The sequence below is a fragment of the Saccharopolyspora sp. 6M genome (assembly GCF_020176775.1).
Classification (GTDB): Bacteria; Actinomycetota; Actinomycetes; order Mycobacteriales; family Pseudonocardiaceae; genus Saccharopolyspora_C; species Saccharopolyspora_C gregorii.
Genome location: NZ_JAIUJZ010000002.1, coordinates 1 through 13,662 on the forward strand (window position 1 = coordinate 1; position 13,662 = coordinate 13,662).

The following is a 13,662-nucleotide window of genomic DNA, read 5'->3' on the forward strand; positions in this document are numbered from 1 at the left end:
CTCCCCCCCCGGTTGCCCCCGGGGGCCCCCCGGGCCGCCCCCGGGGGGGGGCCCCCCCCCCCCCGGGGGCCCGCCCCCCCCCGTGGCTCGGAGCCGGATCAGATCCCGAGGTCGGCCTCGAAAGCGCCTTCCTCCAGCCGCTGCTTCAGCGTGGTGAGGAAGCGGGCCGCGTCCGCGCCGTCGACCAGCCGGTGGTCGTAGGACAGCGCCAGGTACACCATCGACCGGATCGCGATCGTGTCGCCGCCGTTGTCGTCGGAGACCACCACGGGACGCTTCACGACGCTGCCCGTGCCCAGCATGCCCACCTGCGGCGGGTTCAGGATCGGGGTGTCGAACAGCGCGCCGCGGCTGCCGGTGTTGGTGATGGTGAAGGTGCCCCCGGAGAGCTCGTCCGGCTTGAGCTTGTTGTTCCGGGTGCGCTCGGCCACGTCGGAGATCTTGCGGGCCAGGCCGCCGAGGTTCAGGTCCCCGGCGTCGTGGATCACCGGGGAGACCAGTCCGCGCGAGGTGTCCACGGCGATCGAGAGGTGCTCGGCCGCGTGGTAGGTGATCTCCTTGCTCTCCTCGTTGACCGAGGCGTTCACCTTCGGGTGCAGCTTGAGCGCCTCGGCGGCGGCCTTCGCGAAGAACGGCAGGAAGGACAGCTTCACGCCCTCCGCCGCCTCGAAGGAGGCCTTCGCCTGCTGGCGCAGCTTCGCGATGCGGGTGACGTCGACCTCGATCACCGTGGTCAGCTGCGCCGCGGTCTGCAGCGACTCGACCATGCGGCGGGCCAGCAGCTGGCGCAGCCGGGACATCTGCTGCGTGGTGCCGCGCAGCGCCTCGGCCTCCTCGGCCGGGGCGGCCTGCGCGCCCGGGGCCGCGGGCTTCGCGGCGGCCGGGGCCGCCGGCTGCGCCTGGGCGGCGTCGACCGCGGCCTGCACGTCCTGCTTGCGGATCCGGCCGCCGACACCGCTGCCCTTGATGGTGGACAGGTCGATGCCGTGCTGGTTGGCGAGCTTGCGCACCAGCGGTGTCACGTACGGGGTGCTGCCGGACGGGCCGGACTGCTGCGCGGCGGGCTGCTGCGCGGCGGGCTGGGTCGGAGCAGAGGGCTGGGCCGGCGCGGCCGGTGCCTGGCCGGCGGGTTCCGGCTTCGGTTCCGGAGCGGGCGCGGCGGCCGGGGCGGGAGCCGGTTCCGGCGCGGCGGGCGCGGCCGGAGCGGCACCCTGCTCGCCGATCACGGCCAGCTTCCCGCCGACCTCCACGGTGTCGTCCTCGCCCGCGGCGATCTCCAGCAGCGTGCCCGCGACCGGCGACGGGATCTCGGTGTCGACCTTGTCGGTGGAGACCTCCAGCAGGGGCTCGTCGACCTCGACGGTGTCGCCGACCTGCTTGAGCCACCGGGTGATCGTGCCCTCGCTGACGCTTTCGCCTAGCGCGGGCATCTGGACGGAGAAGGACATCGCTCGCGGACTCCTCGTGCGGTGTGGCGGGGTGCTGTGCTGGTGCGGGAAGCGGACCGGATCAGCCGTGGACGTGCAGCGGCTTGCCGGCCAGGGCGAGGTGCGCCTCGCCGAGGGCCTCGGTCTGCGTGGGGTGGGCGTGCACCAGCGGTGCCACGTCCTCGGGCAGCGCCTCCCAGTTGTAGATCAACTGGGCTTCGCCGATGAGCTCGCCGACCCGGTCGCCGACCAGGTGCAGGCCGAGCACCGGCCCGTCGGTGGCGCGGACCAGCTTCACCGCGCCCGCCGTCTTGAGGATCTGGCTCTTGCCGTTGCCTGCGAGGTCGTAGGTGAAGGTCTGCACCGAGCCGTACTGCTCCTTGGCGGCGCTCTCGGTCAGGCCCACCGAGGCGACCTCGGGGTGGCTGTAGGTGACGCGCGGGATGCCCGCCTCGTCGATCGCCTGCGGGTTCTGGCCCGCGATCTCCTCGGCCACGAAGATGCCCTGCTGGAAGCCGCGGTGCGCGAGCTGCAGGCCGGGCACGATGTCGCCGACCGCGTACACGCCCGGCAGGCTGGTGCGCAGCCGCTCGTCGGCGACGACGAAGCCGCGCTCCAGCTGGATCCCGGCCTCCTCGTAGCCGTGGCCCGCGGTGTTCGGGCCGCGGCCGACGGCCACCAGCAGCACGTCCGCGTCGAGCTGGTCGCCGTTCTCCAGGCTCACCGAGACGCCGGAGTCGGTCTGGGTGGCGCCGGTGAACTTGACGCCGGTCTTGAACTTGATGCCGCGCTTGCGGAACGCGCGCTCCAGCTGCTTGGAGGCGAACTCGTCCTCGTTCGGCACCAGGTGCGGCAGGGCCTCGACGATGGTGACCTCGGCGCCGAAGGAGCGCCACACGCTCGCGAACTCCACGCCGATCACGCCGCCGCCGAGCACGACGACCTTCTCCGGCACGAAGTCCAGGTTCAGCGCCTGCTCGCTGGCGATGACGCGGCCGCCGAGCTCCAGGCCGGGCAGCGACTTGGAGTACGAGCCGGTGGCCAGCACGACGTTCTTGCCGGTGTAGCGGGTGCCGTCGACCTCGACGGTGTTCTTGTCGACGAGCGTGCCCGCGCCGTCGACCAGCGTCACCTTGTGCGCCTTGGCCAGGCCCTGCAGGCCCTTGTAGAGCTTGCCGACGACACCGTCCTTGTAGGAGTTCACCCCCGCGATGTCGATGCCCTCCAGCGAGGTCTTCACCCCGAACTGGTCGCCGTCGCGCGCGGAGTCGGCGACCTCCGCGGCGTGCAGGAGAGCCTTCGTGGGAATGCACCCGCGGTGCAAGCAGGTTCCCCCGAGCTTGTCCTTTTCGATGAGGACGACGGACAGGCCCAGCTCAGCCGCGCGGAAAGCGCAGGCGTAGCCGCCCGAACCGCCGCCGAGAATGACCAGATCGGCGGACGTGTCGGTCACTTCGCACTCCTCGACAGCCATCGTTGAATCGCTGAGGTGCCGCCCGGCCCGGCTGTCGCGCGAGGCGCGGAACACCTGGCAGCCATCTTGTCACCACCCGTTGGGACGACGCGACGTGGGCTCGCTCTGATCGCGCGAACGTGCCCGATCCCACTGAATCGTTTTTTCCGATTCTCAGCTTCGTCACAGGCGCCCGGTGGCATCATCGCGAACGGGAGCACCGGTTTTCCGGAGGTGTCTCCGAGTGCGGCCGCGCGCAGGTGAATCGAATCCGCGGCCGGCTTCCAGCGCGCGGGGAGGCGAATGCCGTGGGTCTGTTCGATCGTTTTCGGCGACGGCGCACCACGGGTCGTCCGGCCGACTCGCGGGACACCGATCACCTGCGGACCTGGGCGCAGCAGCGCCACGGCGTCGAAGCCTTCGTCGAACCCCGCACCACCGTCACCGAGACCACGGTGCTGCTCGTCGCGCACGACGGGGAGTGGACCCGGCGCCGCGTCGCGGGACCGGAAGCGGCGTTCCGCTTCGCCCGCAAGCAGGGAATGCCCTGCTACGAGGTGGCCAAACTCGGCTACCCGCAGCGGATGCGGGACTACCAGGCCCGGCAGCGGGTGTTGCGGGACCGGCAGCGCCGCCGCGACCTGGGCTGACGCGTCAGTTCGCGACCCGGGTGGACGGGGTCAGCCGCACCGGGAAGTTCACCGACTTCGAGATGTAGCAGAGCTCGTGCGCGCGCTCGTGCAGCGCTTCCGCGGCGTCCACGCTGGCCAGGTCCTCGACCGCGACCTCCGGCTGGAGCACCACTTCCCGGAACTGCCCCGAACCGTCGGCGTTCTCCGCGAGCTCGCCCTGCGCGTGGTCGTGGTAGCCGACCACCACCACGCCGCACTCCGCGGCCAGGTGCAGGAACCACAGCATGTGGCACTGCGACAGGGACGCGATGAGCAGCTCCTCCGGGTTGTACCGGTCGGCGTCGCCGAGGAACGCCGGGTCCGCGGAGGCCTCGATGGTGCTCTTGCCCGCCGAGCGGACCTCGTGGGTGCGCTCGTAGCTGCGGTAGCTGCTGGTGCCCGCACCGGTGTTGCCGGTCCACACCACTTCGACCGCGAAACCGTGCCGCGCAGGCCCGGGGGTGGTCGGCTGCTGCTCGCTCGTTTCGCTCACCACCCCATCCTGGCATCGCGGGGCAGGGCCGTGGTGATCCCTTTGAGACGCGGCTCACAGCCGTTCCCGCACGTGGCGCGGACGGCGAACGGCCCGCCGAGCGCACTCGGCGCCCCGTCCGGGAGTCCTTCGTCAGCCGTTCTCGGCGATGTCGGCGAGCACCGCCGCGATCGTGCGCACCGGAACACCGGTGCCGCCCTTCGCGGTGTAGCCGTGCGGCGAGTTCGTGTTGTACGCCGGGCCGGCCACGTCGATGTGCGCCCACGGCAGCCCGTCGCGGACGAACTCCTTCAGGAACAGGCCCGCGGTGAGCATGCCGCCCCAGCGGTGCCCGGCCACGTTCGCCAGGTCGGCGAGCTTCGAGTCCAGGTCGCCGCGCAGCTCCTCGGGCAGCGGCATCGGCCAGGCGCCCTCACCGGTGGCCTGCGAGAGCTTCGCGACGCGGTCGCGGAAGTCCTCGTCGCCCATCACGGCGGGGGTGCGCTTGCCCAGCGCCACCACCTGCGCGCCGGTCAGCGTGGAGGTCTCGATCAGGTAGTCCGGCTCGTCCTCGCCCGCGCGCACGATCGCGTCGGCCAGGATCAGCCTGCCCTCGGCGTCGGTGTTGAGGACCTCGACCGTCTTGCCGCCGTACATGCTCAGCACGTCGCCGGGCCGGTACGCGGTGCCGGAGGGCATGTTCTCCACCATCGGCACGGTGGCGGTCACGTCCAGCGGGTAGTTCAGCTTCGAGACCAGCACCATCGTGGCGATCACCGCGGCGGCGCCGGACATGTCCGAGGTCATCTCGTCCATCGAGGCGGCCGGCTTCAGCGAGATGCCGCCGGTGTCGAAGGTGACGCCCTTGCCGACCAGCGCGACCTTCTTCGCCGCCTTCGGGCCCTTGTGCCGCAGCCGGACCAGGCGCGGCGGGCGGCTCGAACCGGCGCCGACGCCGAGGATGCCGCCGTAGCCGCCCTTGCGCAGGGCCGCCTCGTCGAGCACCTCGACCTCCAGCCCCGCGGACCGGGCCAGCTCGCTCGCCCGGTCGGCGAAGGACCCCGGGTACAGGTCGTTCGGCGGGGTGTTGATCAGGTCCCGGGCGATGGTGACGGACTCGCCGATGGCGGTGCCGCCCTTGAGCGCGTGCTTGGCGGCGTCGTCCTTCGCGTCCGGCACGACCAGGTCGACCTGGTTCACCGGGTCGTCGCCCGGCTCGGACTTGTACTTGCGGAACGAGTAGGCGCCCAGCACGGTGCCCTGCACCGCGGCGCCCAGGTCCAGCGCGCCCAGCGTGGTCGCGGCGTGCGCGACACCGCTCAGCGCGCGGGCCGCGGCACCGGCGGCGCGGCGCACCTGCTCGCCGGTGGGGGAGTCGCCGGTGACCTTGCCGAGCCCGACGGCCAGCAGCACGTCCGCGCGCAGCCCGGAACCCGCGGGCAGCTTCACGACCTCCTCGGCCTTGCCGCTGGCGCCGAGGGTCGCGAGCACCTTCGCCAGGTCGCCGTCGAAGGCCGCGGCCACCTCCTCGCCGCCCGGTGCGATCTCCGGGCCGTCCGCACCGGCGATGGTGCCGATGACCAGGACGTCCGCGGTGAGTTTCGCGGCTTTGGTGTCGGTGAGGGCGAGTTTCGGCGTGCTCACGTGTGTTTCCTCCGGGCGGTGTCGCCGTCGATGGGGATCTCGGACGTAGGGACTGTCCCCGGCGGGCCTGACCTGGTCGGAGGCCGTCCCGCGACCGCCACTGTAGATCGGGCGGGCCGCGGTGGGTCCGACAGGCGGTCGCGGTGCGACCGGCCGCGCCGTAGGTCCGAGCTTAGCGCTGCGCCGATCATCGCCAGCGGTTTTCCCGCGCGGGAGCGCGTCGGCGCGGTCCGGTGGGAAAGCGCACCGGGACGGGCCGGTGCCGGTGCGTAGGCTGGGCCGCCGCGGACCCGGGCGCGACCGGCCGCGCGGCGCCCGCCGGGCCGCCGCCGCGGGCGTGCCCGGTCGGCGTCGACCGGCAGGCGGCTGCCGGTGGGGACCGCGTTCTGCAAAGGTGGACGAGTGGGGCAACAGGTCGCGGAGCAGCAGGCGGCAACCGGTGCGGGTCCCGCCGCGGGCGGACCTCGGCGGTCGCTCGGATCGGCGCTGCCGCTGGCGCTCGGCGGCATGCTCGGCGCAGGCCTGTTCGTCGGCATCGCCCCCGCCACCCTCGCCGCCGGGCGGCTGGTGCCGCTCGCGATCCCGCTGGTGCTGGTGGCGGTCGCGTGCTGCGCGCTGGCCTCGGCGCACCAGTCCGCCAGCTACCGCGGCCCCGGCGCCGGCTACGCGTGCATCCGGGCGCGGCTCGGCGTGCTGCCCGCGCGGTTCGGTGCCGCCACCGCGCTCGCCGGGCAGGTCGCCGCCCTGGCCGCGGTCGCGGAGGTCATCGTCCAGCACGCGATGCCCGCCGCGCCGCCCGCGATCGCCGCGGCGATCGTGCTGTTCGTCGTGCTGGCGGCCACCGCGGGGCTGCGCATCCGCGGCGCCGCGGCCTGGGTGTGGCTGCTGCTCGCGCTGGTCGTGGTGGGGCTGGTCGTGGCGGTGTGCTTCGCGATCGAACCGCCCGCGGGCCTACCGGTCGGTCCGCCGCGGGGCGACGGGGCCATCGGCATCACCGGCGCGGCCGGGGTGCTGTTCTTCGGCTTCCTCGGCTTCGAGCGGCTCACCGCCCCGGCCCACGAGCAGGACCGCTACCGCGGCAAGGTCGTGAAGTGGGCCGTGATCGCCGCGCTGGTGGTGACCGGCGCGGCGGTGCTGCTGCTGTCGACGGCGCTGCTGCACCAGCTCGGCCCGGCCCGGCTCGCGCTGTCCGGGCAGCCGGTGCTCGACGCGATGGACGCGGCCGCGGGCGGCGGGTTGCGGCCGCTGGTCGGCACCGCGGTGGGGTTGGCGCTGTTCCCGGTGCTGCTGGGGATCCTCGAATCGCTGCGCTCCACGGCGCTCGCCGTCCAGCGCGACCAGGACCTGCCCGCGGTGCTCGGCCGGACGAGCCGCGCGGGCACCCCGTACCTGCTGGACCTGTGCGCGGGCGTCGCCGCCGCGGTGGTGGCGCTGCTGGTGCAGCCGGTCGCCGCGATGGCCTTCGCCTCCTGCTGCCTGCTGGTGCACCACGCGCTGGCCAACGCCGCCGCGCGGGTGCTGCTCGCGGACGACCAGGTGTGGCGGATGCGGTCCGCGTGCCTGGGGATGGGATTGGCCGTGATCCTGGCCATGAGCATGCCCGTCCATGCGATGCTCGGAACTCTCGTGGTGGTCATCGCGGGTCCGCTGCTGGCGGGCCTGGTCTCTCGGCGCTGGAGTTGAGGTCGGCATGCTCGAACGCGGTCCCGAACGTGGTGCTCGGCCGGACCCCGCGGACCGGTGGGAGCCCGGCTCGGACATCCTCTACCGCTTCTGGCGCCTCGACGGTTCGCTCGGCACCGTGCACCCGGCGCGGGTGGTCGACGATCGGCCGGACCGGTTGCTGTGCTGGGTGCTGCCGGGAACGCCGATCCGCATCACCACCTCGCCGGACGGGCGCACCCCGCGGGAGCTGCCGCTGCACGAGCGGTTCTCCGGCACCCGGGTGCCCGCGCTGTCGGTGTGGCGCACGACGGCCACGCTGCGGTTGGTGTTCGCCGAGCAGTGGTCCTCGGTGTGGTGGTTCTTCGAAGCCGACGGCAGCTTCCGCAACTGGTACGTGAACCTGGAGGTGCCGCTGGGGCGGGACGCCACCGGCGTCAACCGGGTGGACGGGGTGCTCGACCTGGAGGTGTTCCCCGGCGGGAAGTGGTCGTGGAAGGACGAGGACGAGCTCGCCTCCGCGCTGGCCGCCGGCCGCATCGACCAGCGGCGGCTCGACCGGCTGCGCGCGGAGGGGGAGCGGATGGCGGACCTCGCCGAACGGGAGCTGTTCCCGTTCGACGGCAGCCACTGCGACGCCCGGCCCGATCCCGGGTGGGCGCTGCCCTCGCTGCCCGCCGAGCTGGTGCGCTGAACCCGCCGGTCAGGCCAGCGCGAGGAAGAAGAACAGGCCGAACACGGCGGTGAGCGCCGCCAACCCGCCGACCTGGCCACCGCGCAGGTCCTTCGGGAACAGCGTCTTGTGCTTGCCGTACCACCAGAAGCCCCACCAGGCGACGCCCGCGCCGCCGACGATCGCGCCGAACCAGCCCAGCCAGGCGTACCCCCACAGCACGAGCAGCCCGCCGCCCAGCGGCAGCAGCAGGCCGAGCGCGGCCGCGAGCGTGTCCTGCTGGACCGTCGTCGGTCCCGTCACCGGCAGGTTCTCCTGGTCACCCATGGCCTCATCATAGAGGTCCGAACGGATCACCGGTACGTCTCCGGGAAGACCGCCTGGAACGGGTTCGGGCAGCCTCCGACACTAGGAGGACCGACCGATGACACACCGGTTTCCACTGTTCCGAGGCGCGCGATACGGTACGGGCATGACAGAACTCTCGTTCTCCCGGATTCCCAGTTCGCATCCCGCCACCGAGGCGCACCGCGCGGACGTACTGGCGAATCCCGGCTTCGGGAAGTTCTTCACCGACCACATGGCGACGGTGCGGTACTCCACCGAGCGCGGCTGGTACGACGCGAAGGTCGAGGCCTACCACCCGCTGCAGCTCGACCCGGCGACGACGGTGCTGCACTACGCGCAGGCGATCTTCGAGGGGCTGAAGGCCTACCGGCAGCCCGACGGCGCGATCTCCGCGTTCCGCCCGGAGCAGAACGCGCGCCGGTTCCAGCGCTCGGCGCAGCGCATCGCGATGCCGGAGCTGCCGGAGCAGGTGTTCCTGGACTCGCTGCGCGAGCTCGTCGACGTCGACCGCGCCTGGGTGCCGGAAGCGGGGGAGAGTTCGCTGTACCTGCGGCCGTTCATGATCTCCACCGAGGTCAGCCTCGGCGTGAACCGCCCGGCCAGCGAGTACCTGTACCTGGTGCTCGCCTCGCCCGCCGGCTCCTACTTCTCCGGTGGCGTCAAGCCGGTCACGGTGTGGCTGGGCCACGAGTACGTGCGGGCCGCGCCCGGCGGAACCGGGGCGGCGAAGTTCGCGGGCAACTACGCGGCCTCGTTCGCCGCGCAGGCGCAGGCCGTGGAGAACGGCTGCGACCAGGTGGTGTGGCTGGACGCGGTGGAGCGGCGCGCCGTCGAGGAGATGGGCGGGATGAACCTGTTCTTCGTCTTCGGCTCCGGCGCGGACGCCCGGCTGGTCACCCCGGAGCTGTCCGGCAGCCTGCTGCCCGGCGTCACCCGGTCCTCGGTGCTGGAGCTCGGCGCCGACCTGGGCCTGGCCGTCGAGGAGCGGCGGATCACCACCGACGAGTGGGAGAAGCGCGCCCGCTCCGGTGAGCTCACCGAGGTGTTCGCCTGCGGCACCGCCGCGGTGATCACCCCCGTCGGGCACGTGAAGCACCAGGACGGCGAGTTCACCGTCGCCGACGGCAAGGCCGGTGCGGTGACGATGAAGCTGCGCGAGCGGCTCACCGCCATCCAGCAGGGCACCGCGCCCGACCGGCACGGCTGGATGGTCCCGCTCGCCTGACCGAACCCCCTGCTCGGCGCCCCCTCGTCCCGGCGAAATCGAGGGGGCGCCTTGCTTTCGGCCCGGGCGGGTTGTCGGTGCCCCGGCGTAGCTTCCGATGACGTGGACCACGTCAAGGGGGCGAAGATGTCGAACCGAGTGCTCCTGCTGATCGGCACCCGCAAGGGATTGTGGCTGGCGCACCGCCACCGCGGGGACTGGGAAGTCACCGGGCCACACCTGCCGATGGCGGAGATCTACGCCGTCGCCGCCGACACCCGCGGTGCGCCCCGGCTGCTCGTCGGCGCCTCCAGCACGCACTTCGGGCCGAGCGTGGTCACCAGCGACGACCTCGGCGCCACCTGGCAGGAACCGGAGGTGGCGCCGATCGCGTTCCCCGCCGACACCGGGGTCGCGCTGGAACGGGTGTGGCAGCTCGCGCCGGGTCCCGCCGACCACCCGGAGGTCGTGCACGCGGGCGGTGAGCCGTCCGCGCTGTTCCGATCCGAAGACCGCGGGCGGACGTTCCAGCTGGTCCGCGGGCTGTGGGGCCACCCGCACCGGGAGCGCTGGGAGCCCGGGTTCGGCGGGCAGGCGGTGCACACCGTGCTCGCGCACCCGCACGACCCGGACCGGGTGGTGGTGGCGATGTCGGCGGGCGGCGTCTACCGCACCGAGGACGGCGGGGACAGCTGGCAGGCGAGCAACCGGGGCATCAGGGCGTACTTCCTGCCGGACGAGTACCCCGAGTTCGGCCAGTGCGTGCACAAGATCGCCCAGCACCCCGCGGAGCCGGAGCGGTTCTTCCTGCAGAACCACCACGGCGTGTACCGCAGCGACGACGGGGCGGCGAGCTGGCGCTCCATCGCCGACGGGCTGCCCAGCGACTTCGGCTTCCCGATCGTGACCCACCCGCACCGCCCGGACGTGGTGTTCGGGTTCCCGCTGACCGCCGACGCGACGCGCTACCCGCCGGGCGGGCGCTGCCGCGTGTACCGCAGCGAGGACGCGGGGGAGACCTGGACCGGGCTGTCCGAGGGGTTGCCCGACCGGTTCTGGTCCGCGGTGATGCGCGATGCGCTGTGCACCGACGACGCCGACCCGGCCGGGGTGTACTTCGGCTCCCGCAGCGGCGAGGTGTACGCGGGCGGCGACGACGGGGACCGCTGGGAGCGGATCGCCGCGCACCTGCCCGACGTGCTCTCGCTGCGCGCGATGAGCTGGTGAGGTGGTGGCGGTGCGGGTGACGTTGGTGCTGCCGCTGCTGCTGCGCGAGCACGCGGGCGGGCGGCAGCGGCTGGAGGTCGAACCGGGGGAGGCCACGCTGGCGGGGGTGCTGGACGTGGTCGCGGCCCGGCACCCGGCGCTGGAGCGGCGGCTGCGGGACGAGAGCCGCGGGCTGCGGCGCCACGTCAACTTCTACCTCGACGGGGAGGAATGCCGGTGGCTGGACGGCGCCGGATCGGAGGTGCGGGACGGGACCGAGGTCCGCGTCATCCCCTCGGTCGCCGGTGGTTGACGCGTCAGCCGAGCACGGAGACCGCCAGCACCAGGGTGGTGGTGAGCTCGGCGCCCGCCCCGAGCACGTCGCCGGTGATGCCGCCGAAGCGCCGCCGCACGTGCGCGGTGAACCCGAGCAGCACCACGCAGGCCAGCAGCACCGCGGCCGCCCCCGACCAGGACGCCGCGAGCGCGCCCCCGGCCAGCAGCCCGGCCCACCAGCAGGCGACCAGCCACCACGGCTGGGTCCCCGCGACCAGCGCGCCCATGCCCTCCGGTCGCGCGGCCGGCAACCCGCGGCGGCAGCAGAGCACGAACGCACCCCGGCCCGCCGCGCACGCCAGCACTACCACCGCCCAGCGCCCGGACGCGGCGAGCTCGGCGAGCGCCGCCGCCTGCACGCCCACCGCGATGATCAGCGCGACCACCGCGAACGGGCCGGCGCCGCCGTCGCGCATCACCGCCAGCGCCCGCTCCGGCGGGCCGTAGCAGCCGAGGCCGTCGACGGTGTCGGCCAGCCCGTCCACGTGCATGCCCCGGGTGACCAGCACCAGCGCCGCCACGGTGAGCAGCCCGGCCAGCAGTCCCGGCGCGCCGAGCGCCGTCAGCGCCCACAGCAGCACCGCGCCGAACCCGCCGACCAGCGCGCCCACCAGCGGGGCGAGCGCGATGGCCTGGCGGCAGGCGCGGTCGTCGACCTCGCGGGCGGGCAGCGGCAGCACCGTCAGCCAGGACACCGCCAGCAGCAGCCCGTTCATCGGGCCGCGGCCGTTCCGGGGCAGGTCACAGCTCCTGGTCCTCCGGGTCGGGGCCGATGGCCTCGGCGGAGGTGGGGCCGCCGACGCCCGCCTCGCCGAACGTCGCCATCTCCGCCAGCACGCGCACCGCGGCCGACAGCACCGGCAGCGCGGTGACGGCCCCGGAGCCCTCCCCGAGGCGCATCTCCAGGTCGAGGATCGGGCTCAGATCGAGGTGTTCGAGCACCAGCGTCCCGCCCGGCTCGGCGGTGCGGTGCCCCGCCAGCCACCACTGGCGGGCACCGGGCGTGAGTTCCTCGGCGACCATCGCGGCGGCGCCGACGACGACGCCGTCCAGCAGCACCGGCGTCCGGCGCACCGCGGCCTGCGCGAGGAACCCGGCGAGCGCGGCGATGTCCGCGCCGCCGCTGGTGCGCAGCAGCGCCACCGGGTCGTCGAGCACCGGGCGGGCCCGGCGCAGCGCGTCCCGGATCGCGGCGGTCTTGCGCATCCACGCGTTGTCGTCGATCCCGGTGCCGCGCCCGACCACCGCCACCGGCTCGATGCCGGTGAGCGCGGCGATGAGCACCGCGGCCGGGGTGGTGTTGCCGATGCCCATGTCACCGGCGATGAGCAGGTCCGCGCCGGAATCGATCTCCTCGTCGGCGACGGCCTTGCCCAGTTCGACCGCGTCCCGCGCCTCGTCCGCGGTGAGCGCGTCCTCGCGGTCGATGGCCCCGGAACCGCGGCGGATCTTGCGCCCGGACACCGCGGGCGGGGTGTCGGCGTTCACCGCCACGTCCAGCACGCGCACGGTGGCGCCGTTCGCCCTGGCCAGCGCGTTCACCGCGGCACCGCCGTCGAGGAAGTTGCGCACCATCTGGCCGGTGACCTCGGCGGGATAGGCGGACACGCCGTGCTCGGCGACGCCGTGGTCCCCGGCGAAGATCACCACCCGGGCGCGTTCGAAGGGGCGCGGCGGGCAACTGCCCTGACGTCCCGCGACCCACACCCCGAGCTCTTCCAGCCTTCCGAGCGAACCGGCCGGTTTGGTCAGCTGCTCCTGCCGGGCCACCGCTTGCCGCCGCGCCTGCTCGTCCGGCGGCGGCACGGCGCCGAACCGGACCGGGGTGTTCTCGGGTGCGGTGGACAAGGGTTACCTCCGGGGTAGGGGCGGGTGGTCAGCGCAACCGGAGCGGGACTCCCGCGACGAGCAGCAGCACTGCGTCGCAGCGGTCGGCGAGCCGCGCGTTGAGCTCGCCGAGCCGGTCGCGGAAAAGTCTTCCAGAACTCGTGGCGGGCACGATTCCGAGCCCGACCTCCGCGGACACCAGCACCAGCCGGGCCGCGCAGCCCGCGACGGCCTCGACGAGCGCGGTGCAGCGGGCCGCGACCGCGTCGAGCGCCGCCGGGTCGCGGTCCCAGGCGCCCGCGTCGTCGAGCACCCCGGTCAGCCAGGTCGCGAGGTCGTCCACCAGCAGCGCGGGGCCGTCCGCGGGAGCGCCGCGCAGCAGTTCCAGCAGCGTCGCGGGGTCGCCGGCTTCGGCGGTCGTCCAGGTCGCAGGCCTGCGGACGACGTGCGCGGCGATCCGCTCGGTCCACTCGGCGTCGCCGGGGTCGTGCCGGGAGGTCGCGACGTAGGTGACGGGCTCCTCGGCGCCGAGCAGGCCCTCCGCGTGCGCGGACTTCCCGGAGCGGGCCCCGCCGAGCACCAGGGTGCGTGCGGACGCGGCCACCGGTGCACCTCCTGCGATCGGGTGAACGACTGCGGGAACCGTACCCGGGCCCGCGGGGGGGGGGGGGGGGGCCGGGCCCCGCAGGGGGGGGGTTTCCCCCGGGGCCCGGGGGCCCCGGCGCCGCCCCCCACCGGG

At 73.9% G+C, this 13,662-nt stretch carries 13 protein-coding genes and 1 pseudogene; 6 read left to right on the plus strand and 8 right to left on the minus strand.

Annotation, left to right across the window (positions count from 1 at the left end):
- Positions 1–98: 98 nt before the first annotated feature.
- Positions 99–1,436 (minus strand): annotated as a pseudogene (sucB, locus tag LCD31_RS00045) (2-oxoglutarate dehydrogenase, E2 component, dihydrolipoamide succinyltransferase); the annotation flags it as partial.
- Positions 1,437–1,509: 73 nt separating this feature from the next.
- A complete protein-coding gene (gene lpdA, locus LCD31_RS00050; protein ID WP_224955292.1) occupies positions 1,510–2,880 on the minus strand; it encodes a dihydrolipoyl dehydrogenase in 1,371 nt (456 codons plus the stop codon).
- 308 nt (positions 2,881–3,188) lie between these two features.
- Between lpdA and LCD31_RS00055 the strand changes: the two genes are divergently transcribed.
- On the plus strand, positions 3,189–3,530 hold the full coding sequence (locus tag LCD31_RS00055; RefSeq protein WP_224955293.1) for an oxidoreductase: 342 nt from the start codon (positions 3,189–3,191) through the stop codon (positions 3,528–3,530).
- A 4-nt stretch (positions 3,531–3,534) separates the two neighbouring features.
- On the opposite strand, the gene LCD31_RS00060 is transcribed toward LCD31_RS00055, so the two are convergent.
- Together LCD31_RS00060 and LCD31_RS00065 are read right to left on the minus strand one after the other, a co-directional pair.
- Positions 3,535–4,044 carry an OsmC family protein gene (locus tag LCD31_RS00060; RefSeq protein ID WP_224955294.1) on the minus strand — a complete coding sequence of 170 codons (510 nt, stop codon included), beginning with the start codon at positions 4,042–4,044 and terminating at the stop codon, positions 3,535–3,537.
- 132 nt (positions 4,045–4,176) lie between these two features.
- Complete coding sequence (locus LCD31_RS00065; RefSeq protein WP_224955295.1) at positions 4,177–5,667, minus strand: leucyl aminopeptidase; 1,491 nt, start codon at positions 5,665–5,667, stop codon at positions 4,177–4,179.
- 402 nt (positions 5,668–6,069) lie between these two features.
- Between LCD31_RS00065 and LCD31_RS00070 the strand changes: the two genes are divergently transcribed.
- Positions 6,070–7,350 (plus strand): APC family permease, encoded by a 1,281-nt coding sequence (locus LCD31_RS00070; protein ID WP_224955296.1) that lies wholly within the window; start codon positions 6,070–6,072, stop codon positions 7,348–7,350.
- 7 nt (positions 7,351–7,357) lie between these two features.
- Positions 7,358–8,023: a DUF402 domain-containing protein gene (locus LCD31_RS00075; protein WP_224955297.1), complete on the plus strand. Its 666-nt coding sequence runs from the start codon at positions 7,358–7,360 to the stop codon at positions 8,021–8,023.
- A 9-nt stretch (positions 8,024–8,032) separates the two neighbouring features.
- Here the strand turns inward: LCD31_RS00075 and LCD31_RS00080 are convergent, their stop codons facing one another.
- Positions 8,033–8,329: a hypothetical protein gene (locus LCD31_RS00080; protein WP_224955298.1), complete on the minus strand. Its 297-nt coding sequence runs from the start codon at positions 8,327–8,329 to the stop codon at positions 8,033–8,035.
- Between the two features lie 145 nt (positions 8,330–8,474).
- Between LCD31_RS00080 and LCD31_RS00085 the strand changes: the two genes are divergently transcribed.
- The 3 genes from LCD31_RS00085 to LCD31_RS00095 all read left to right on the plus strand — a co-directional run bounded on the left by LCD31_RS00085 (position 8,475) and on the right by LCD31_RS00095 (position 11,073).
- A complete protein-coding gene (locus LCD31_RS00085) occupies positions 8,475–9,575 on the plus strand; it encodes a branched-chain amino acid aminotransferase (RefSeq protein ID WP_224955299.1) in 1,101 nt (366 codons plus the stop codon).
- A 126-nt stretch (positions 9,576–9,701) separates the two neighbouring features.
- Positions 9,702–10,781 (plus strand): exo-alpha-sialidase, encoded by a 1,080-nt coding sequence (locus LCD31_RS00090; RefSeq protein ID WP_225044075.1) that lies wholly within the window; start codon positions 9,702–9,704, stop codon positions 10,779–10,781.
- A 10-nt stretch (positions 10,782–10,791) separates the two neighbouring features.
- The gene (locus tag LCD31_RS00095; protein WP_224955301.1) at positions 10,792–11,073 is read left to right on the plus strand and encodes a MoaD/ThiS family protein; all 282 of its coding nucleotides are present in this window, start codon (positions 10,792–10,794) and stop codon (positions 11,071–11,073) included.
- 4 nt (positions 11,074–11,077) lie between these two features.
- Here the strand turns inward: LCD31_RS00095 and cobS are convergent, their stop codons facing one another.
- Genes cobS through LCD31_RS00110 form a run of 3 tightly spaced genes read right to left on the minus strand, consistent with a single transcriptional unit; the run spans position 11,078 to position 13,527 of the window.
- Complete coding sequence (gene cobS, locus LCD31_RS00100; protein WP_224955302.1) at positions 11,078–11,812, minus strand: adenosylcobinamide-GDP ribazoletransferase; 735 nt, start codon at positions 11,810–11,812, stop codon at positions 11,078–11,080.
- Between the two features lie 25 nt (positions 11,813–11,837).
- Positions 11,838–12,944 carry a nicotinate-nucleotide--dimethylbenzimidazole phosphoribosyltransferase gene (cobT, locus tag LCD31_RS00105; RefSeq protein WP_224955303.1) on the minus strand — a complete coding sequence of 369 codons (1,107 nt, stop codon included), beginning with the start codon at positions 12,942–12,944 and terminating at the stop codon, positions 11,838–11,840.
- Positions 12,945–12,972: 28 nt separating this feature from the next.
- Positions 12,973–13,527, minus strand: a complete 555-nt coding sequence (locus LCD31_RS00110; RefSeq protein ID WP_224955304.1) for a bifunctional adenosylcobinamide kinase/adenosylcobinamide-phosphate guanylyltransferase — start codon at positions 13,525–13,527, stop codon at positions 12,973–12,975.
- Between the last annotated feature and the right edge of the window lie 135 nt (positions 13,528–13,662).